21 protein-coding genes are annotated in these 19,471 nt (G+C 48.8%); 12 read left to right on the plus strand and 9 right to left on the minus strand.

Annotated elements, in window-relative coordinates:
• The first annotated feature begins 157 nt into the window (after window positions 1-157).
• A complete protein-coding gene (locus tag AC8GE9_RS03150) occupies window positions 158-1,045 on the plus strand; it encodes a LysR family transcriptional regulator (protein ID WP_506675652.1) in 888 nt (295 codons plus the stop codon).
• Between the two features lie 30 nt (window positions 1,046-1,075).
• Here AC8GE9_RS03150 and AC8GE9_RS03155 read toward each other — a convergent pair whose 3' ends face one another.
• Entirely contained in the window at window positions 1,076-2,197 is a 1,122-nt protein-coding gene (locus tag AC8GE9_RS03155; protein ID WP_506675653.1) for a muconate/chloromuconate family cycloisomerase, read from the minus strand.
• Window positions 2,198-2,343: 146 nt separating this feature from the next.
• Between AC8GE9_RS03155 and AC8GE9_RS03160 the strand changes: the two genes are divergently transcribed.
• Window positions 2,344-2,880, plus strand: coding sequence for a hypothetical protein (locus AC8GE9_RS03160; protein WP_506675654.1), 537 nt, complete (start codon window positions 2,344-2,346; stop codon window positions 2,878-2,880).
• Window positions 2,881-3,034: 154 nt separating this feature from the next.
• On the opposite strand, the gene AC8GE9_RS03165 is transcribed toward AC8GE9_RS03160, so the two are convergent.
• Window positions 3,035-3,247: a hypothetical protein gene (locus AC8GE9_RS03165; protein WP_506675655.1), complete on the minus strand. Its 213-nt coding sequence runs from the start codon at window positions 3,245-3,247 to the stop codon at window positions 3,035-3,037.
• Between AC8GE9_RS03165 and AC8GE9_RS03170 the strand changes: the two genes are divergently transcribed.
• From AC8GE9_RS03170 to AC8GE9_RS03190, 5 genes are all read left to right on the plus strand, one after another.
• The gene (locus AC8GE9_RS03170; protein ID WP_506676313.1) at window positions 3,220-3,468 is read left to right on the plus strand and encodes a nucleotidyltransferase domain-containing protein; all 249 of its coding nucleotides are present in this window, start codon (window positions 3,220-3,222) and stop codon (window positions 3,466-3,468) included. The genes AC8GE9_RS03165 and AC8GE9_RS03170 overlap by 28 nt on opposite strands.
• Window positions 3,446-3,595: a hypothetical protein gene (locus AC8GE9_RS03175; protein WP_506675656.1), complete on the plus strand. Its 150-nt coding sequence runs from the start codon at window positions 3,446-3,448 to the stop codon at window positions 3,593-3,595. Before AC8GE9_RS03170 ends, AC8GE9_RS03175 begins: the two co-directional genes overlap by 23 nt.
• Before the next feature lie 329 nt (window positions 3,596-3,924).
• Window positions 3,925-4,179 carry a type II toxin-antitoxin system HicA family toxin gene (locus tag AC8GE9_RS03180; protein WP_506675657.1) on the plus strand — a complete coding sequence of 85 codons (255 nt, stop codon included), beginning with the start codon at window positions 3,925-3,927 and terminating at the stop codon, window positions 4,177-4,179.
• Window positions 4,180-4,186: 7 nt separating this feature from the next.
• Complete coding sequence (locus AC8GE9_RS03185; RefSeq protein ID WP_506675658.1) at window positions 4,187-4,666, plus strand: type II toxin-antitoxin system HicB family antitoxin; 480 nt, start codon at window positions 4,187-4,189, stop codon at window positions 4,664-4,666.
• Window positions 4,656-4,949, plus strand: coding sequence for a hypothetical protein (locus AC8GE9_RS03190; protein ID WP_506675659.1), 294 nt, complete (start codon window positions 4,656-4,658; stop codon window positions 4,947-4,949). Before AC8GE9_RS03185 ends, AC8GE9_RS03190 begins: the two co-directional genes overlap by 11 nt.
• A 99-nt stretch (window positions 4,950-5,048) precedes the next feature.
• Here AC8GE9_RS03190 and AC8GE9_RS03195 read toward each other — a convergent pair whose 3' ends face one another.
• A complete protein-coding gene (locus AC8GE9_RS03195) occupies window positions 5,049-6,206 on the minus strand; it encodes a M20 family metallopeptidase (protein ID WP_506675660.1) in 1,158 nt (385 codons plus the stop codon).
• 228 nt (window positions 6,207-6,434) lie between these two features.
• Here AC8GE9_RS03195 and AC8GE9_RS03200 point away from each other — a divergent pair, with 228 nt between their 5' ends.
• Window positions 6,435-6,716, plus strand: a complete 282-nt coding sequence (locus AC8GE9_RS03200; RefSeq protein ID WP_506675661.1) for a type II toxin-antitoxin system ParD family antitoxin — start codon at window positions 6,435-6,437, stop codon at window positions 6,714-6,716.
• Window positions 6,713-7,057, plus strand: coding sequence for a type II toxin-antitoxin system RelE/ParE family toxin (locus tag AC8GE9_RS03205; protein WP_506675662.1), 345 nt, complete (start codon window positions 6,713-6,715; stop codon window positions 7,055-7,057). The genes AC8GE9_RS03200 and AC8GE9_RS03205 overlap by 4 nt, the downstream gene beginning before the upstream one ends.
• 30 nt (window positions 7,058-7,087) lie before the next feature.
• On the opposite strand, the gene AC8GE9_RS03210 is transcribed toward AC8GE9_RS03205, so the two are convergent.
• From AC8GE9_RS03210 to AC8GE9_RS03230, 5 genes are all read right to left on the minus strand, one after another.
• The gene (locus AC8GE9_RS03210) at window positions 7,088-8,215 is read right to left on the minus strand and encodes a formylglycine-generating enzyme family protein (protein WP_506675663.1); all 1,128 of its coding nucleotides are present in this window, start codon (window positions 8,213-8,215) and stop codon (window positions 7,088-7,090) included.
• The gene (locus tag AC8GE9_RS03215) at window positions 8,215-10,371 is read right to left on the minus strand and encodes a sulfatase-like hydrolase/transferase (RefSeq protein WP_506675664.1); all 2,157 of its coding nucleotides are present in this window, start codon (window positions 10,369-10,371) and stop codon (window positions 8,215-8,217) included. The genes AC8GE9_RS03210 and AC8GE9_RS03215 overlap by 1 nt, the downstream gene beginning before the upstream one ends.
• A 198-nt stretch (window positions 10,372-10,569) precedes the next feature.
• Window positions 10,570-12,921 carry a VIT and vWA domain-containing protein gene (locus AC8GE9_RS03220; RefSeq protein WP_506675665.1) on the minus strand — a complete coding sequence of 784 codons (2,352 nt, stop codon included), beginning with the start codon at window positions 12,919-12,921 and terminating at the stop codon, window positions 10,570-10,572.
• Window positions 12,922-12,937: 16 nt separating this feature from the next.
• On the minus strand, window positions 12,938-13,396 hold the full coding sequence (locus AC8GE9_RS03225; RefSeq protein ID WP_506675666.1) for a MerR family transcriptional regulator: 459 nt from the start codon (window positions 13,394-13,396) through the stop codon (window positions 12,938-12,940).
• 236 nt (window positions 13,397-13,632) lie between these two features.
• Window positions 13,633-15,429: an amidohydrolase gene (locus AC8GE9_RS03230; protein WP_506675667.1), complete on the minus strand. Its 1,797-nt coding sequence runs from the start codon at window positions 15,427-15,429 to the stop codon at window positions 13,633-13,635.
• Between the two features lie 285 nt (window positions 15,430-15,714).
• On the opposite strand from AC8GE9_RS03230, the gene AC8GE9_RS03235 reads away from it, so the two are divergent.
• The 3 genes from AC8GE9_RS03235 to AC8GE9_RS03245 all read left to right on the plus strand — a co-directional run bounded on the left by AC8GE9_RS03235 (window position 15,715) and on the right by AC8GE9_RS03245 (window position 18,275).
• Window positions 15,715-15,963, plus strand: coding sequence for a GSU2403 family nucleotidyltransferase fold protein (locus AC8GE9_RS03235; protein WP_506675668.1), 249 nt, complete (start codon window positions 15,715-15,717; stop codon window positions 15,961-15,963).
• 142 nt (window positions 15,964-16,105) lie between these two features.
• A complete protein-coding gene (locus tag AC8GE9_RS03240) occupies window positions 16,106-17,065 on the plus strand; it encodes a Bug family tripartite tricarboxylate transporter substrate binding protein (protein ID WP_506675669.1) in 960 nt (319 codons plus the stop codon).
• A 16-nt stretch (window positions 17,066-17,081) separates the two neighbouring features.
• The gene (locus tag AC8GE9_RS03245; protein ID WP_506675670.1) at window positions 17,082-18,275 is read left to right on the plus strand and encodes a CaiB/BaiF CoA transferase family protein; all 1,194 of its coding nucleotides are present in this window, start codon (window positions 17,082-17,084) and stop codon (window positions 18,273-18,275) included.
• Between the two features lie 145 nt (window positions 18,276-18,420).
• Here AC8GE9_RS03245 and AC8GE9_RS03250 read toward each other — a convergent pair whose 3' ends face one another.
• A complete protein-coding gene (locus tag AC8GE9_RS03250) occupies window positions 18,421-19,347 on the minus strand; it encodes a LysR family transcriptional regulator (protein ID WP_506675671.1) in 927 nt (308 codons plus the stop codon).
• Window positions 19,348-19,471: the final 124 nt, after the last annotated feature.

Consider the following 19,471-nt stretch of genomic DNA (forward strand, 5'->3'; position numbering starts at 1 on the left):
AGGCGTTAACTAGGTTGCTCATTTTCGGTGATCTCCATTGAGGTGCATATCTTTTGATTTTGTTCTGATAATCATGCTGGATAGTTGATTATCGTGTTGCAGTGTGGGCTTGTCTAAGACTATATTTATTCAGATTGATACTTTAAAGGTATGAAATATGGAGCTCAGACAGATTCGTTACTTCCGGCGTGTTGCTGCCGAAATGAGCTTTACTCGGGCTGCTGAGGTTCTTAACATGGCGCAACCCCCTCTAAGCCGGCAGATCAAGATGCTCGAAGAGGAAATGGGGGTTGAGCTGTTTGAGCGGGTCGGACGTGGGATTAAGCTGACGGAGGCAGGGCGCTATTTTTTGGATCAAACTGACTTAATGTTGAAAAAACTCTCTGAGACCGTGCAAGCGACTCAGCGAGTCGGCCGCAAGGAAAAGCGTCGCGTTGGAATCGGATTCGTTCCCTCGGTCTTGTATGGCTATATGCCCGGATTTATTCGTCAGTTGCGAGCACTTGATCAAAGCATCGAAATTAGTCTCTTGGAAATGATTACGTTGCAGCAGTTCGAGGCGTTAAAAACAGGCCGAATCGATATCGGAATCGGCAGGATCCTTCTGTCCGATCCTGAAATTGAGCGCTTGGTCTTATGGGAGGAACGTTTGATTGTGGCCTTGCCGAAAGAGCATGATCTGGCGAAGTGCACTACGTTGTGTATCGAACAACTCATCCCTGAGTCTCTCATTCTGTATCCTGCGCGTCCGCGACCAAGTTATGCCGACTATGTGCTTGATATTTTTAGGCAACAAGGTGGGGTGCCCGAGCACATTCAAGAGGTAAACGAACTGCAGACGGCGTTGGGTTTGGTAGCTGCGGGCTTCGGTCTGGCAATCGTTCCGGAGTCTGTTGAGGGTTTATTTAGCAAGGACGTTAAATATGTCAGCTTAACGAGTCCTGGATGCACTTCGCCGATCATGTTGAGTTGGCGTAAAAATGACCAGTCCGATTTTTTGCAGTCAGCCTTAAAACTTGCGCGCGCCGCGCCTTTGTCTCAATAGTGCGCGGACTTGAGCTGTTGGTGCGAGGGGTTAGAGATTGCGCGCGTAATGGCGAACTTTGTCTTCATCAAGCGTCAGGCCAAGACCAGGACCGCTTGGCAACTTTAAAGTGAAGTCACTATAGTCAAGCGGTTCAGCCAAAATGCTGTCTTTCATGAGCAGCGGACCAAACAATTCCGTTCCCCATTCAATGCGATCGACCGTTGCAAATAAGTGGGCGGAGGCAATGGTTGAAATCGGTCCTTCAAGCATCGTGCCTCCGTACAAACCAATGCCCGCTGCCTGGGCAATCCCAATCAAGTCTTGAGCTGCGCGCAAACCACCCGCCTGTTCAATTTTGATGGCAAACACGTTTGCACATCGGCCTGCAGCAAGTGTGAAACCATCTTCACGCCCTTTGAGGGATTCATCGGCCATGATGGGAAGGATACCTAGGCCAGATAATCTAGCCAGACTAGCGTGATTTTTTTCCTGAACAGGTTGCTCTACCAAATCAATCCCTGCATCTGCAAGAGGTCGCAACATCAGTAGCGCTTCGCTTTCTGACCACCCTTGATTGACATCAATGCGCACGCTAATGTTTTCGCCAAGTGCTTTTTTAATCGCTGTGATGTGACGGAGATCGTCTTTGAGCAAGCGAAGTCCAACCTTTAACTTAAAAACGTTGTGACGTTTTGTTTCCAACATCTGTTGAGCTTCGGCGATATCGCGCTGCGTATCGCCGCTGGCCAGCGTCCACGCGACGCCTAGTTCGTTGCGAACAATCCCGCCAAGTAACGTACCAACGGAAACGTTTAATTTTTTCCCGAGTGCATCGTATAAGGCGGTTTCAATGGCGCTTTTAGAGAAATGATTCCCTTTAACCGCTTTGTTGATGCGTGCCATGAGTGCAGCAGGGCTTTTTGTCGACTGTCCTAGTAAGAGAGGAGCAATATAGGTATCAATATTGACTTTGATGCTCTCTGGGCTTTCGCTACCGTAATTCAGACCACCAATGGTAGTGGCTTCGCCGATCCCTTCAATACCCTCTGAGGTTCTCAGTCTCACCAGCACCATGCTTTGATGCTCCATAATCGCCACCGACAATTTGTGGGGCCTGATGGTCGGCACATCCAGAATAGAGGTTTGGATAGAAACAATTTTGTCATGCATAAGGGTTCAGACCAGCGTTAATAGTGTTGAAATTCATAACAAAGTATAGAAACTGGAGTGTGTTCGGTCTAATACAAATTAAGTCGCAATCCATACTTTTAAAGTCTGAGATCCTTGCAGATCATGCTTTGTCATCGAGTGAGCTCGTGTCTGGTGCATCATCTTCTAAACAAGAGATTCAACATGAAATCGACTCTGGCTTTGTGGGTGAGGTGGTGAAACAATTCTGTTACCAAATAAAGGGCGATGCAGCACTTTCACGAATAGAAAATGTTCATAATGATCCCTATTATTTTGGGATGGAAAAACGCATGCTCACCGTTGAATTAGCCGTCGATCAACACACTAAAATCTGCGAACGTCTTGATCGGTCAATGTCGAATCTTTGCCAGGCAATGGCTGACTTGCGTGTGCAAATGACTCAGGTTCAAGCTGATCTGCGGCATGAGATTGCATTAGTTCAGGCTGATCTGCGCAAAGAGATTGCATTTGTACAGACTGACCTGCGCAAAGAGATTGCATTTGTGCAGACTGACTTGCGCCAAGAAATCGCCCGGAGTAACGCTGATTTACATAAGTTTTTTGAGCGTAAATTTATGTGGATGATGACTGCATATTGCGGGGGTATGTTTACCTTGCTAGGTTTTCTAGGTAAGTATCTGCTGGATAGCTATGCAAGGTAATTGAGATCGAGAGATGTTGCTTGACATGCCCAAATTGGGTATTGTCATGCCTAATATGGGCATGATAATAAACTCGACGCATAAAGAGTCTGCTTCTTATGACGGGCTAGGTAGTGTCTTGTTCACGAATACCCAGCAACGCGTACTAGCCTGTTTATTCGGCCAACCAGACCGCTCGTACTTTTCCAACGAACTGATCAAACTGACTGGTGCTGGTTCGGGAGCGGTGCAAAGGGAATTGAAGCGCTTGAGCGAAAGCGGTTTGGTCTAGCTCATCCCATTCGTGAAGCTCTCGCATCCTACCGAGAGATAATTCGTTGCGCTTTTTTATTCGGGTCAATTGCCAAGAAGCAAGATACGGTCGCAAGTGATATTGACCTGTTTGTCATCAGCGATAAGCTGTCATACTCAGATTTGTTCAATCAATTGTTAGGCACCGAGGTGCGTTTAGGGCGAGGGATCAACACGACGATTTACACAGAAGTGGATGTCAAGCAACGACTGTTGGATGACAGCTCATTTTTGACACGCGTATTGAACCAACCCAAGATTTGGATTATTGGCAATGAATCAGACATCCCCGCTTGAGAATTTAGCGGGCCCTGGCAAACCATTGCACAAAGAACCGCCGGATCAGAGAGAGATCAATGGCTTGATCGGATCGGGCAACGCGCGTCTGGTGAGCTTAGTAACGCCTGATGCGTTGCTAGCGTGAAGCGCAGGGAATCCTTTCCTTTTTTGCTTGCAAATTCATTCGCTCTTAAAGAAATCGCGGAACGTCCGTTTCTCTAATGTGGTGGGTTAGACGGAAGATGTCCATCGATCTAACAGAGCACCAACATAGATTTTAGGCAACATATGTCCCGCCTCTGGGACAACAGTGACGTGCCATGCCATCAGTTTTGCTAGAGCCTGGACATTGTCGGGATTGCTTTGCCAGTCCTGTTTCTAGACGACCGCCTCGTCCGGGTAGGTAATAGATGCTCATGGGTGATTTTTGTAACTATTTTTCAGGTACAATTTGGAACTTTCTAAGGGCAGCAAATGTCGAAACATGACAAGACTCGGGAGAGGCTTCTTAGGCGTCCACCTCCTTCCGATCTCAAGTGGGTCGAGCTAACAGCATTTCTTAAACACCTTGGGTATAAACAGCTCAATGGATCAGGGTCTAGAAGAAAATTTGTTCATACGGTAACTAAACATTTAATTTTGTGCCATGAACCGCATCCTAATCCTGACGTAGACAAGGGATGCATTAATGACGTTACATCCCGATTAAAAGAAATCGGATTACTTTAGGAAAACAATGGAACAGCTTAAATACAAGGACTTTTACGGAAGCGCAGAGATTGACTTGGAAGCTGGCGTTTGTCGAGGGAAATTGCTTTTTATTGATGATTTGGTGACGTACCAAGCTGATACGGTAGCAGGATTAAAAAAAGAATTTGAAAATGCCGTTGAAGATTATTTAGTGACTTGCGTTGAAGTTGGTAAAGCGCCGCAGAAAGCATTCACAGGCGTTTTTAATGTGCGGATTTCACCTCAAGATCACCGTGCGGCAAGCTTACTGGCATTAAAAGAGCAACAGAGTTTAAATTCCTTTGTTTCGAAAGCAATTCATACATATTTGCAGTGGAGCAACGATCAGAGTAAAAAGATTGAGCTCCATCACAAAGTTGAAATTATTGTTAAAAAACAATCAACCTTTGTTGCTAGTGCAGGCGATACACCGAGTTGGCATAAATTTGATCAAAAAACAATAGTGGGAAAAAATCATGCCCACTAAGTCAAAAGAAAAAGACGATGTAAATACGCATACGATTCAAGAGTTAACTGAGCTTTTGATTAAACATCATGGACTGCACGTAGGAGTATATGAGTTAGCGTTTGAGATGAATATTGCGGTGGGTGCGATACCTATGCCAGAAGGCTATGCATTACCGGGAGCAGCAATAGGATTCTCCAAGATTGGGATTAAAAAAACAGATGGAAATCATCCTAATTCTGTTGATGCTGCAGCGGTAAACCCAAGACCGAAAAAAGCAATTAAAACTAAATCGCAACCATAAATAATATAAACATCGTCTTTAAGAGGCGTTTGCGTCCTCAGGAAATTCGCGCAGGCGTTTGAGGACGTCACCAAGAAAAGAAACAGATTTCAATCGCTCTTACAGTGCGGCGTGGACTTTGCCGATCGTCAGCAACACTGCTTTTGCTCGGGGCAAAAAGGAATCGATTTCGGTGTATTCGTCCGGGGTATGGAATTTACCGCCCACTGGGCCGGTCCCGCATAGCGTGATCGCGCCAAGGCTGGAGGTCACTCCAGAGTCCGCGCATCCGCCGCTAAATTCCTGGTCTGTTTGATGACCGATATCCTTGAGCGTGTCCCGGTACAACTCAAAGAGTTTCTGCGAGGCTGCGGTTGGAACGAACGGCTTAAATTCCCCTATGACGCTTAGCTTCGCCAGGGTGCCGGTGATGAAGTTTTTGTTGCAAATGCACTGGATTCGGCTCATGACATATTCGCGCTGTGCCAGATCTTTGACTCGCACGTCGATAGCGGCTTTGGCGGAAGGGGCGGAGGTATTGACAGACTGGCCGCCTGAAATCAGTCCAACACTAACAGTCAAGCCCTCATCAATGTCTGTGAGCTTGTCAAGCTCAATGATTTTGTTCGCGATCTCTGATATCGCATTAATGCCCTCTGAAAAATTGGCACCTGAATGCGCGGCTTTCCCCTGGATATCCATCTCAAGAAAAATACCGCCTTTGCGTCCTGTGACGACGTTTCCTGAAGGGCGTCCGGGTTCGCTGTTGAAGACAAACGCAGCTTTACGAGCAAAAGCCTCGATGACCTCTCTGCTAAGGGGAGAGCCGATTTCTTCGTCGCACGTAAAGAGTGCGGATACTTCGGTGGTTGTCTGGCCAGAATGGGCAAGCGCGGCGATGATGAACGCATTCATGACGACGCCCGCCTTCATGTCTGCAACGCCAGGACCATACGCGCGGTTTCCTTCGATGCGGAAGGGGCGTTTGGCGACCTCTCCCTTGGGAAAGACGGTATCGCAATGACCCATCAGCAGGACTGGGCGACCAAGGCTTGCGCCCGCATTGAGCGTCACGGACAGTACCGCCTCGACTCCCTGCACAAAATGGGATTGGGTTGTTAAGCCGAAGGTCTTGAAAAAAGACTCAAGTTTGCGAAAAACTTGGGAAACACCCTCTTTGTAATAGCTGTGCGAGTCAATCCCCACCAGTTCTTCGAGCAATGTCAGCATGGCTGTCTGCTGTGAGTCAATCCATTCGACTGCCTTTGAGTTTTGCATAACGTGAGTCCTCGAATAATGTTTAAAGGTATTGCAATACGATACTCTGAATTATTTAATTGAAAATAACGCTTGGAGCCTTAGTGCTGTCCGATGATGGAAAGCCTTTCGATTCACAAGAGCGCCAACACAGGATTGAGACTTACCACCAGAACAGTTCAAACGGTAGTGTTGACGACCAACTAAACTATTGGCATAATCTGCCAATAACATCTAGGGAGATCAACAATGCCTACCCGTAATGTTGTGCTGACCCATCATCAAGCTCATGTCGTTGAGCAGCTCGTCAGCAGCGGCCGATATCAAAATGCCAGCGAGGTGCTCCGCGACGGCCTCCGTTTGCTCGAGCAACGCGAGGCCGAGGATGTGTCACGCTTGGTGGCGCTACGTAGCGCGGTGAAAGTCGGCATTGCTGACTTTGATCAAGGCGAATTCATGACCTTTGATACATCTGAAGCTCTCGGAGCCCATCTGAACTCTGTCGCCTCCAAGGCCATCGCTGATAAATGAGCAAAATTTGGAAGATTAGGCTCGGCCGGCAGGCCGAATTGGACTATGCGGATATCCTGCGTTGGACAACGAAGCACTTTAGTAAAGTTCAGGCCCAAGCCTATTCTGAGACAGTTTCACAGGCCATTGAGGCATTGACGGATGGCCCTGAAATTTTGGGCAGCAAGCAGCGAGATGAAATTGAGTTAGGGATAAGGACCTTGCATGTCGCTCGGCTTGGACGCAAGGGGAGACACATTGTTGTCTTTCGAGTAGGTAGAACTCAAACGATCGATGTGCTTAGGCTTTTACACGAAAGTATGGATCTGCCAAGACACTTACCTAAGGGCGATGGCGTGTGAGGCAATGAGTTTGTGCAGTCACGGCCTCGGTCAATCTTTGACCAAGCGAAATCCGATATGAGACATTGGATTGTAGGGGTCAGTGCCACGACGTGCGCTTGGTCGATAAGACAGGCAGTAATCTTCGTTGCATAAAAAAGACCCTCCTCGAATCACTCGTTTGGGCGCATTGACTGGCGTGCCTGGATCTGTTGGGTCATACGAGTTGCTCGGGCCGAGTGGATTGACAATGACTTGATGACCGAACTCTTTCACTTGCATGGCGAAATAATCGGCACGATACCAATCGGCCACCCACTGCCAAGCATTACCTGCCATATCAAATAAGCCATAGCCATTTTGTGGATAGGTCCTTACTTCACTTGTCCCGGCCTCTGCGATTCCGTTATCTTCAATTAACTGAGCGTTTACAACCGGGAATGCTCGTTTTTTAACATCCCAAATATTGGCAGGTAGTTTGCCATTTTGTTCAAACTGATCCCCAAGCACATAGGTTGCCTGGCTCAGGCCACCGCGAGCGGCAAACTCCCACTCGGCTTCGGTAGGTAATCTTTTGCCAATCCATTTTGCATAAGCCTGAACATCTTCATAGCTTACTTGCACGACTGGATGATTGCCCTTGTTGTCGAGATTGCTCTTGGGTCCCGTGGGATGCCGCCAATTAGCACCGGGTACAAAAGCCCACCACTGGGAGTAATCATCTAAACGAACCTTATTTTTGGTACCAATAAATACCATCGCTCCAGGTACCAATACCGAAGCAGGCGGCCGGGGGATACCCGCTGGCAATTGCACTTTAATGGTCTCCCAGTCTGGAGTGCGCTCCGCAGTCGTTTTGTAATTTGTTTCTTTAACAAACTGAGCAAATTGATTGTTGGTGACGTGGGTTGTATCCATCCAAAAGCCCTTGACCTTGACGCGATGGACAGGTCTCTCATTGTCCTGATCTTTTTTTGAATCACTCCCCATCAAAAAGTCACCAGTAGGAACCCAAACCATCCCGAGTGGCGCATTCCTGCCATCACTTTCAATCACAACGTGAGGTGTCTTCGTACCGACGCTGCGATTTTGCCAATAAAAGTAAGCTGATACGCTGCACGTTACGGCAATAGCAGCGGCAAGCAGGATGGTGCGACGAGTCAAGTAAACGCTTTGCATCAATACACCGAGGTAGACGCTGGACACTTGCCTTGATATTTTTGAATATACTGCTCATCTGTACTATTTGTCAGGCCATCAAAGTTAAAGTCGGCAACGCTGGATAAGGCCCAGCGGGTAAGTTGTTGCCAAATATTTAAATCTTCAGGGTTCACCTGGCCGTCAATATTGGCATCGCCTGGACAAGCTGGCTGGGAAGCTAAAACGCTATTGAGTTGAGTGAGAAGGTTGTTATAAATATCCGAATAAGCATTTGGATCCAGTTGGTTAGCAGATCCTGGAGTATCCAAGGCTGGCGAGCCAACATTCTCATTAATGGCATAGAGCTCGTTTGTAATGACTACCGAGTGTGAGTCATCAGCAGAGTTGTAGGTTTGGGTTTGATTTTGTACTAACTTATGCGTGGCATTTCGAATGGCGCTTGAAGCGCCAGCACTTATTTTAATTTGGGGGCGGCTGGACTTAAATAAGGCCTGATTCACCTCCCAGCATTGTTGATAGCCCTGACTGGAACTTGGTCCAACCGAGGGGCCGATCACAGAAGCGTCCGTATAGCCCACGCCCCACCACACACCTGTGTTGTCTTCGCAGACGCTCTTTGAAACCGGCACTTGTGTGCAAGCGGTCCCGCCGGAGATGATGCACGGACCATTTTGACTACCATTAGCCTGAATGTTGTAGCCAGCTTGAGTGAAGTTCATCGTTCGTATAGAGGCTTGGCCAGCATTTGCCAAATACGGCATCATGGGCGCTGAGTCAATTGTTCGAGGTACCGCTTGTTTCACATTGATCCCTGCTATTTCTCCAAAAAGTTGAAATATATCAACTGTGTTGGTCATCGAATTCACGTCACGGTTTGGCGCGTTGACTAATTTACCGGCAACGATCAGCGGAACCCAAACGCCAGTTTGATATGAGGTGCCTTTAGAAAAAGAAGGACTAAATGGAGATTTGACAGAAGGCCCATTTGTTCCATTGTCCCCGACGATGATGATCATCGTATTGCTAGCGTTCGGGTCGTAATTAAGCGTTCCATCGGACTTCTTGGTAGCTAATCCAATGGCGACTAACAGGCGTCCGAATTCTGTATCCATCGCTTCTGTCATCTGATTCTGAATAGTCTGATAACTTGACGAATCACCACAATTTAGATCGTCAATCCCACCAGAAATTGTTGGTGCGAGCGCAGAGGGCGACTGCTGAAGTGGTGTATGGGCCGCGCTATAAGAAACGGTCGCCATCCAAGGGGTCGATGTCGACTGACTTTTTATCCAATTAATGGCTGCATCCGTTTCGATCGTCGTTCGATAACCCCGATTTCTACTGTCGGTCAAGGGGATGGATTGCACACCCGCAGCGCTATTGATCACCAAAGGAGAAACGTAATATGAATTTTCCATATTGAAATTTAAATTCGCGGGGGGACTACTTTGACAGGTAGCATTGGGGACTAAAATGCCACCCGACATTAAACATTGTTTGCCTGGCGGATCACCAGCATCTGAAACAGTCGAGATTACACTACACGAATTATCGGCCTGATAGCAGGCGCCTGTATTGGCGCCTCCGTTGGAGGTTGAAGGAACAAATCCGCACGAATAAGTTCCCTGAGGTCCAACGCCACCTGCAGTCGTATCGATCGATCCGGGAAGTCCGCCAACCCAGCCATAAAAATGATCCCATCCCAGTTGTTTGGGCGTGCCATTGCCAGCTTGGTTGTTCTCTGGACCCGCCAAATGAAACTTTCCAAACATGCCGCTCACGTAGTTGGCTTGTTGCAATAGTTTGGGTGCTGTCATGTCATAGGGAGACAATTGTGAATTAGCTAAATCATTTGGGCCAATTGCTTGATTGATTTGAGTTCGTAGTGGATAGCGACCAACAAACATCGCAGCTCTACCGGGCGAGCACTCTGGCATAGACCAGGTATTTCTAAATCGAATTCCTGCAGCAGCGATCGTATTCATATTAGGCATACTTGGGGGCGTTGTGCCGCCATAGCCGAACGACAGCATTTGATCTACGCCGACGTCATCCATCACCACAAATAAGATATTCGGAGTTTTAGGCGCGCTTGAGGTCGACCCGCCGTCGCTACACCCACTCAGTTGCGAGACAGCAAAAATTGCACTTGCTAACCAGAAAATGACTTTCATTATTTTAGCCTCAGGATTCTTCTAGTAGTCGACGTTAGGATGGTAAGCTAATTGGATATCAATGTCAGGTTAAATTTTAATAACCGAATTACAGTGCCGGCTCAGAAATTAAAAGAACTTTAGAACAAAGCGAGGGTAAACGATCTCTTCGGTAGGAAAACCGATTCAGCGATGAGAGCGTTTGATCCCGAGCATGAATCACACCAAAAGCAATCTAGCCTTCCAAGTCAGTTGTATACGCGCCCAAGGGACCAGAGCGCTCAGCTCTTTGGGCATTTTCACAAAGCCCAGCGACATCAGCACTCGCTCGGCAACGCGTCGTAAGCTGTAATCGACAAAATCATAGGTCTGGTCGAGATCATTAAAAAACCAGACGCGCACACCGACACCTGTCGGGCTTTTGTTGATGATTGCCCGTTCACGTTGACCGTTGATTTCTATTCGGCTCCAAATCCGCGAGTGGTAGAGCTTGATAGCCTCGCCGTGTTGATAAGTGGATTGAGTATCGCTTTGTCCACGTCTGAGAAACGGTGGAATCCAGGCTTCTTCTAACATTTCCGATTGCGCTTGACAGAGATTTAACTCCACAGATTGTCGGGGATTGCGCAACAAGCTAGGCACACCCATATCCATGCTGTCTGTATAACGGACTTCGGATGAAATAGATGACCGCAAAAACAGCACTTGATCTGAAATGCTCGCAAAGCCTGGTGGCATCATCTGTTTGACTTTGTGTAGACGAGGCATCGCGAGCGCGCGTTCTTGCTCTGCACGGATGTGCCTCAACAGAAAGCTGGTGCTGCGGCTGACCAATTGATAGTCGAGCGCGATGTTGCAGTGGAGGTCGGCTGGCAGGTCCTCGGAGAGGCGTTTGGCGGCTGCGAGACGTGAGAGCGTGGTGGATGCCAGCGCCTGACCCGCAGTGTGCGTATCGCTCTTCGTCGGTTCAGCATTGACTTCCGAGTGAATGTCGGCTTTCCCCAGAATCTGTTGGCGCGTGTCACCCGCAAGACATGCTTTGAGCGTAACCGTTCCGGTGGGCGCGCGATCAAACCAAGCACTAACGTGCAAAGTGTCACCCTCAAAGGCGGCTGAGTCGAGCGCGGTGATATCGCGTGGTTGACTGCCCTCTGGCCACTCGATGGTGACGTGGGTGACAAGAGGTGTGCGCAAGCGATTAAACATGCGCAAGATCGCGGGCTCGACGGCTTCGCCTGGCGCGACAAAATCACAGGCGCCTTTGGTTTCCTGAGCGAGGCGTTTAAGCAGACCTTCCGAAGCACTGCTGCCAATGCCAATGACAAAAATGCGTTGCTTAGAGCTTTTTGCACGCCTGATGATGGCGTCGACGGCGCTGACATGACCATCGGTGATCAACAGGATGGCGCCTTCGACCTTGCTCGACAAGGCAAGCGTGGAGGTGAGGGCGGGCTCTAGTTCGGTGCCGCCCATATCACCATCGAGACTACTGATCCAACGTTGGGCGGATAACTGAGTGGCTTCGGTCACGGGCCAAGGCGCGCGTGAGCGGTGCTCGACTGCGCTACCGAACTTGGACAGAGAAAAAGTATCTTGCATGCCCAACCTAGCCACCATTGCGTGCAGCGCGCGGCGAGCCGCTTGGATGCTGTCTCCCGCCATGGAGCCCGAGCAGTCGACCAGGATGTTGAGAGAGAGCGGTTCGGGCACGACAGGCTGACCCTCTGTATTTAAGGCCTCGAATGAAGGACAGAAACTCGCCGTGACCACGTAGTGTTCCGGCTTGACATAGTCGGGTGCGACGGAGGCGATTGAGCAATGTTCGAGTTGATCCATCACCAACACAAAGTCTCGATCCAGAAAGCTGTCACGACCCAGTGTGACGGTCAGGGAGTCGGACTGAGCGTTGTGCGTGTGGCTGCCAACTAAGCCCTTCGAACCCTGACGCGACACCTTAATTGGATGACTCGGTGAGCCCACCTGAGCCTGCGCTAACGTGCCATGCAAGGTCAAGCTCAAGGCAAAGCCGTATTCGGTCAAAAGATCCGTCTCGGGGACTTGATGCGGTTGTAGACCACCGTCTCGGAGCAAATCGCCATAGCGTGGTGCGATCACCGTGGGGATCTTGAGCCGCAGGCCGCCTTGTTCGAACTGCAAGAGCTGGCCGTAATGCAGGTCGATCACGCAGCGTTCGCCGGGGGCGAGGTTACCTAGATTGAGCACATAGTTGCCGTCCTCGCCTCGCTCCAGCAAGATGGCTGCGTTGCCGTCGGCCAGCGTTTGCTCGTAGCTTTCTTGAGCCTCGGACTTTTCTACAACCGTTCCCAGCAGAGTGTGCTCGTTGAGCTTGACCTCCACCCCGAGCAGCTGTGCGCCCCAAGGTAGCGGAAAACTATAAATCGCCTCAAGATGCTCCGCCGAAGGATTGATAAATGTTTGACGCACATGCGCATCAAAGATCGCGCCCCGCACATCTCCCGTGATAGCAACGTGTTGCAACACCAAAGGCTCGCCCGACGTGGAGCAAAGTGTCGCGTGGAAAGACTCGTCTAGCTGTAGAGATCCGATCATGATGTTGTCCATTTAATTATTTGTCGTTGTTATTAGGGTGGTTTTGCAAGACCTCATACGCCTGCAGCACGCTGCGCACAAAACTGCGCAGTTGCTCGGGGCTCAGTCCTGCACGGGTCGGTTCGATCACAAGCTCAATCCCCTCGGCGACATGCAGGTGGCTGCACACCTCAAGCGAACCTGGTCGACGACCACGGTCCGGCACGGGGGCGGGGCCGCCTTGGAGCAGCTCCCGAATGCGATCTAGAGAAACACCAGCTGCCGTCCATTTTTTGATGAGCAGGAGCTGTTCGAGATGCTGGGGGTAATATTTCGCGGCCCGTGTTTCTCCCTCAGGGCGACTCACGAGCCCAAGCTGGACGTAATAACGCACCGTCCGCTTACTCAGGTCCGTGAGGGCACAGAGCTCATCGAGGGAAAAAGACTGACTCGGAGAGTCGCCGGAGGGAAGGGGGGTCTTTGTGACAGTGTTCATGTGTTTATATTAACACTATAACTGTCATTAAATGCTGTTTAAATAAAATAAGTTGTAAAAAAGTTTCCGGCCAAAAGGCGGAAAAGGACTTTTTGCTGGAAACGGATGAAAGTCTTTCTACTTAAATCTAATGGAGTGCCTTGGACTGCCGGCAGCGATAGGAAAAAAATATTCGCGATCTTTGACATAAATAAAAAAACCACCCGAAGGTGGTTTTAGATTTCGTAAAAAATAAATCAATGGCGATGAAAATTCTTGATAGCTGAGTTTGACAAGTCCTTATGCATTGATGGATCAATCGCAGAAATTTGTTCTATAAATTTCGCAGTATCAATCTTCTTACCGCCCAGCCATGTTCCTTGAACTTTCACTTTCTCAACAATCTCGTTTGGCTTCACAGCAGTAATGTCGGCCGATAGCTCTACTAAATCAGCAAACTTACCCACTTCAAGCGAACCAATGTCTTTATCGCGTTTGAGTTGATAGGCGCCATTGATAGTAGAGGCTTTAAGCGCATCCTCTAGGGTGACTGCCTGATTGGGACCATGAACCTTGCCCGAATCAGTCGTGCGCATCACCATGTGCTGAATGTTTCTTAACGTATCTGGAGGAGATACCGATCCATCATTATGAAATGTGGTGCGCGTTTTCATTTTCATCGCATCACCAACGCGCTGCCATTGAGCCCCATATTCAGACTTAAACATGGTTCCGTCTAATAGATCACCCCAATAGATGTACTGAAATGGCGCCATTGAAACAGTGACCCCAAGACGTTCTGCGCGCTGAAATTGATCTGCCCGTGCAGCACCTAAATGCTCAACACGCCAGCGGTGATCGGTGCCAATCAGCTTGTATTTATTTAATGCATTCTCATAGGCGTCGAGCACCACATCAAACCCAACGTCGCCATTGCAATGAAACGCCATCTGATAGCCCATAGGCGCGTATTGATCGAGCAATTGGTCGAGCTGCTGGCGCGTGTAATTCATGCCCTTTTCGAACAGTGGTCCCATGAGAATATTCGCCTGTTTGGTTCGGGCGTTATCTAAATAGCCAAAACTCTGTGCAACAGTACCCAGCCATGGGCTTCCATCTGCCCACAGCTTGACGCCATTTTTTCGGACCATGCTGGGATCAGGCCAGGAGACTTTCGCGCCTGCATCCGGCTCAATTGCCATGTGATAGACATGCATTCTTAAGGGGCTGTCTGGGACGGATGCTAAGGCTTGGTAACTCTCATACATGCCTGTGTTGTAAGTGTGCTCCGATGTCGAGGTGATGCCCATAGAGGCCATATACGCATACCACTTTGCACTGGAAAGTAAAATGTGGGGGATTGCTTTCGGAAGGATCGGGCCAACCACTGCCATTAAAGCAGCCGTTTCATTGGCAACGCCGTTGGAGGTGCCGTCTGGTAATCGTCCATAGCTGCCGCCCACTGGGTTGGCAGGCGGCTTCTCATCTTTCCAGCCTAAAATTTTGACGACTGCAGTGTTGAAATAAACCGCATGCCCAGAATTATCAATCACGATGATTGCTCGACCGCTTGGCGTTAACTTATCCAGTATGTCCCGTGTTGGCAGGGGAGCCTCTTGCAATAATCTGTCTAGGCCATTGAATACCAAAGGTCTGCCGGCTGGAGCTTCTGCATCCCCCTTTTTAATGGTTGCTTGGACGTCTGCCCAGGTTTTTGCGCCAACGTATGGTGCAATCCAATAGGCAGGTGCTTGTGTCGTAACTCCCGAGAGAATCGGGTGATTGTGCGGATCAATAAAACCAGGCATGAGCACGGTAGAGCCCAAATCCTGTACCTTTGCGTTTGGTGCACTGGCACGCACATTCTGGAGCGACCCAATCGCAGTAATTTTTTTTGTCACGGTATCAAAGGCAATGGCCTCTGCACGTGGATTCTTCGCGTCCATCGTAATAATGGTTGAAGCCTTCAAAATCTGTATTTCCGCTAAAGCTACAGTAGACAGGCAGTAGAGCGAAACAATGGGCAGAGTCTTGAGGATTGATTTGTAGTTCATGTTGATTCCAATGGACGATAGAGCGGGTTTACCGAAGAGTCTGGGAATGTTTTGTCGACCATCTTACTAGCACGCTGAATGTTGAGTTTCGGGAGAGGCTTGGGCTGATGTAAAACATATTGAGTGCGTTCAGATGATTTAAGCAATCCTTTGTTTCCGGCATAATGACTGAAAATGACTTTCTGCCGGAAACATTATGAAACTGCTCTCAAATCAGCAAAGACTGCACCAGGTCAACTCCGAGCAACTCTATGAAAACTATCGCTCAGCGCTAGGGCACGCGTATTGAGAGAGCTGGACCGGGCAGGGTTGCCTGTTCCCATGCGTGTGCCCGATCCGCGCGCGTTTGCTTTGCACAAGGCATGGTTATCGAGTCTGCCAACGCGCGAGGTACTTAAAAAACCTCGCGATCTAGATCAAGCGCAAGCGGTCGCTTCCCTCGTAAAAGGACAAATGCCTCATTTGTCCTTTGAAGATGCGTTGACATCCTTACATGGTGACGTGAGAAAGGTGTTGCCGTTGCTGATTAAGTAGGACGAAGCGATCTATTCGATCCATGGTTTCTGAATGTCAGCGTTTTAAAACGCTGCATTTGGTTTTATTTGAAGTGCTTGAGGTATATGATGAAAAAAATGCGCGAAAAAGCCGCAACTAAAAACATCAGAGGAGACACGTTATGCTTAAACGTTTAGGCTTTATTGTGGGTGGTCTGTTGCTCAGCGCGACATCGCTCGTACACGCATCGAGCTATCCTGATAGACAAATTACGTTCATCGTACCAAACGGCCCTGGAGGTGGAACAGATACCTTTGGACGTATCATTGCTCAGAAATTGAGTGAAGTATGGAATCAACGGGTTGTTGTAGACAATAAGCCTGGCGCTCAGGCGGCCATTGGTACTGCCTTCGGTGCCAAAGCGGCACCTGACGGCTATACGCTCACAGTCTCGCTGACGAGCTCAATCGCAATCAACCCCTTTTTAAGCGCAAATCTTGGCTATGACCCGCTGAACGACTTTGTACCCGTAGCGATTGGCGTGAAACAGGCTTTTTTAATGGTGACGAGTGTCAATTCACCCTACGATACGTTGAAGCAATTTTCTGAGTTCGCAAAAAAGAAATCATCGCCCGCAACGTTTGCATCGACTTCGTCACAGACGGAGCTGATTGGGAGTTTGTTTGGCATCCTGACAGATACAAGAATTTTGAGTGTGCCATATAAAAATTCCAGCACGGCTGTGATTGAGTTGGCGCGTGGTGATGTCGATATGATGGTGGCTAGTTTGCCTTCGTCCATTCCCTTGGTGAACGCAGGGAAGTTAAAAGCGATTGCAGTGACAGGTACGACACGCGTAACTACGCTTCCTAATGTGCCGACTTCCCCAGAGTCTGGATATCCCGATTTTCTCGCAGATAGTTGGTACGGCATCCTTGCACCTAAAGGCACACCCAAAGAGATTGTTGAAAAATTGAACAAGCAAATTAATCTCATCTTAGATATGCCGGATGTCCAAAAGACACTGACGACAGCGGGTATGACTGTAGCAAAAGGCACGCCTGAGGAATATGGAGCGATCATGCGCGCAGACCATAAGCGCTGGGGCGATGTCATCGCCAGACAAAAAGCCAATAAATAACGAAGCGGAGCAACGAATGGACAGCAAAACGCGTGTAGGGCCTTTGGCAAAACTCCGGGTCCTAGACCTGACTCGATTACGTTCAGGACCCACTGCGGTGAGACAGTTGGCTGATTGGGGTGCGGACGTCATCAAGATCGAGGCGCCAGAAGGGTTGGGCGTAAGCGATGGTTGGGGCGATGGGCGTCTGAATCCTGACTTTCAAAATCTTCACAGAAATAAGCGCAGTCTGACGTTGAATCTCAAAGAACCAGAAGGTTTAGCCATCTTTAAAAAAATGGCGGACCAAGCGGATATCGTGATTGAAAACTTTAGAGCTGACGTGAAGTTTCGTTTGGGTATCGACTACGAAACGCTAGCTAAAACGAATCCACGACTGATTTATGCAAGCGTATCCGGTTTTGGACAAGACGGGCCTTATGCGAATCGGCCAGGTTACGACCAGATTGTGCAAGGTATGGGTGGATTGATGTCAATCACGGGAGAACCGGGCCAAGGTCCTGTGCGTGCCGGCATTGCTGTTGCGGACTCTGCGACAGGTCTGTATTGCGCCCTAGGCATCATGACAGCGCTCGTTGAACGTGCGGACTCGGGCAAGGGGCAGTGGGTCAAAACGTCTCTGCTTGAGTCGATGATCGCGATGCTTGATTTTCAGGCGGCGCGCTGGCTGATTAAAAAAGAGATTCCCACGCAAGCAGGTAATGACCATCCGACTTCTATACCGACAGGTGTTTTTGAAACTGCGGATGGCCATATCAATATTGGTGCGGGTGCGCAACAAATGTGGGAAAGGCTTTGTAAAGCGATTGATGCTGAGGAGTTGTTGGCGCGTGAGGAATATAAGACTGGCACACTACGCTCGGCGAATCGAAAGGCTCTCAGCAAAGAACTGAACGCTGTGACCCGCAAAAAGCCAACCGCCGAATGGATTAAGCGTTTTGAAGTAGCGAGTGTGGCGTGTGGTCCGATTTACACAATGGACCAAGTGTTTGCAGATCCACAAACCGTGCATTTAGGGATCGCGACGCCCGTCATGCATCCTGAGCTTGGCGAAATTCAGGTGGTCGGTCAGCCAGTGGGTTTGTCGCGAACACCAAGTGAAATCCGAACAGCTACACCGCCGCTTGGTTCGCATACCGACGTTCTGATGAAGGAACTGGGATTTAGCGAAGCGGATATTGAGCGACTGCGTGCAAAGAGCGTTATTTGAAGTAAGGCGTCTTTTATTTGGGCTACGCGAGTGTGTACGAAGGAGGTGTATTGATCTCCCTAAAGCTGGGCGTGATTATTGACACGCAAGTACGTGTCTTCGCGTGTGGCAAGGGTGGGAATGATTCCTTCAAGTTTGGCTCATCTTAATCATGAGCAGGTGACATAAAGGTGTGACACACTTGCTCTTTGAGCCAAGAGACCGAGTCGACGCCATCCCAACGTTTTGACCAGATCATCGAGTAGGTTGTTTCAGGAATATCATTTGGAAGTTCTGAGATCACTAATGAATATTGCGATAATGCAAGCTCAGCCGCACGTCGTGGCATTGTCGTGACACAATCACTTCGCAACAATATGTGTGGTGCCATAGCCAAGTTTGAAACAAAAAATTGAAAATTCCGTACTAACCCATGCTCATTTAAAACAATGTCAATCTCATTGGTTAAGCCATGCATTGTGTAAGTCGTGACAAAACTCATCTTGGTGAGCATCTCAAGACTTAACTTTTTACCCTGCAGCGGGTGCCCCGAACGCATGACACATACACGTCGGTCTGTAAATAGAGGTTGCATATTGCAGCTTATTGGGCAAATACTAAATCGGCCAACAGCTAAATGCATCTGTCCATTCAGCAAGGGTTCAATCGGAACATGTGACCCGGGTACAGGGGTGAAGCGAATGGAAGCGCCCGGAGCTATTTTTGGAAAATGTGTCGCCATCCATGTCGACATCATTGATTCGGTCAAACTATTTGTCCCGATGTGAAAAGCTTCTTTTGAAGAGGCGGGATCAAACTTCGATGAGCAATCAAGTATCGTACGCGCCTCTTCCAATGCTCTTCGCAAATGTGGCCATAGTGACATCGCATAAGCAGTCGGCTCAAATCGTCCGCGGACAAGAACCAGCAATGGATCTCCAAATAGACGCCTGAGTTTTGCTAAGTCACGACTGATACCTGGCTGAGTCCGGGACAATATTCGGGCTGTTTCAGTCGTACTTTTTGTCCGTAACAACGTGTCCAGCACAGGAAGCAAATTCAAATCGTAGTGGCGTAAGTCGATGTCATTCATCATTTATCCAAGCAACCACATATACCAAATTTGATATACGAAGACCCATTTTAATGATTTGACGGATATAAGTTGGGACTTTAAAGTGGTTGAATGTTTAATTCCACCCCTTCTTTAGTGTCCA

Origin of the sequence: Zwartia lucis (genome assembly GCF_965234455.1) — a bacterium.
GTDB lineage: Bacteria > Pseudomonadota > Gammaproteobacteria > Burkholderiales > Burkholderiaceae_B > Zwartia > Zwartia lucis.

Bases quoted from the DNA above. Each gene is read 5' to 3' on its own strand.
- AC8GE9_RS03150 (WP_506675652.1), top strand. From the start codon at position 158: ATGGAGCTCAGACAGATTCGTTACTTCCGGCGTGTTGCTGCCGAAATG.
- AC8GE9_RS03210 (WP_506675663.1), bottom strand. From the start codon at position 8,215: ATGCAAAGCGTTTACTTGACTCGTCGCACCATCCTGCTTGCCGCTGCT.
- AC8GE9_RS03200 (WP_506675661.1), top strand. From the start codon at position 6,435: ATGCCTACCCGTAATGTTGTGCTGACCCATCATCAAGCTCATGTCGTT.
- AC8GE9_RS03220 (WP_506675665.1), bottom strand. From the start codon at position 12,921: ATGATCGGATCTCTACAGCTAGACGAGTCTTTCCACGCGACACTTTGC.
- AC8GE9_RS03205 (WP_506675662.1), top strand. From the start codon at position 6,713: ATGAGCAAAATTTGGAAGATTAGGCTCGGCCGGCAGGCCGAATTGGAC.
- AC8GE9_RS03240 (WP_506675669.1), top strand. From the start codon at position 16,106: ATGCTTAAACGTTTAGGCTTTATTGTGGGTGGTCTGTTGCTCAGCGCG.
- AC8GE9_RS03250 (WP_506675671.1), bottom strand. From the start codon at position 19,347: ATGAATGACATCGACTTACGCCACTACGATTTGAATTTGCTTCCTGTG.
- AC8GE9_RS03215 (WP_506675664.1), bottom strand. From the start codon at position 10,371: ATGAAAGTCATTTTCTGGTTAGCAAGTGCAATTTTTGCTGTCTCGCAA.
- AC8GE9_RS03225 (WP_506675666.1), bottom strand. From the start codon at position 13,396: ATGAACACTGTCACAAAGACCCCCCTTCCCTCCGGCGACTCTCCGAGT.
- AC8GE9_RS03175 (WP_506675656.1), top strand. From the start codon at position 3,446: ATGAATCAGACATCCCCGCTTGAGAATTTAGCGGGCCCTGGCAAACCA.
- AC8GE9_RS03230 (WP_506675667.1), bottom strand. From the start codon at position 15,429: ATGAACTACAAATCAATCCTCAAGACTCTGCCCATTGTTTCGCTCTAC.
- AC8GE9_RS03185 (WP_506675658.1), top strand. From the start codon at position 4,187: ATGGAACAGCTTAAATACAAGGACTTTTACGGAAGCGCAGAGATTGAC.
- AC8GE9_RS03190 (WP_506675659.1), top strand. From the start codon at position 4,656: ATGCCCACTAAGTCAAAAGAAAAAGACGATGTAAATACGCATACGATT.
- AC8GE9_RS03195 (WP_506675660.1), bottom strand. From the start codon at position 6,206: ATGCAAAACTCAAAGGCAGTCGAATGGATTGACTCACAGCAGACAGCC.
- AC8GE9_RS03245 (WP_506675670.1), top strand. From the start codon at position 17,082: ATGGACAGCAAAACGCGTGTAGGGCCTTTGGCAAAACTCCGGGTCCTA.
- AC8GE9_RS03180 (WP_506675657.1), top strand. From the start codon at position 3,925: ATGTCGAAACATGACAAGACTCGGGAGAGGCTTCTTAGGCGTCCACCT.
- AC8GE9_RS03155 (WP_506675653.1), bottom strand. From the start codon at position 2,197: ATGCATGACAAAATTGTTTCTATCCAAACCTCTATTCTGGATGTGCCG.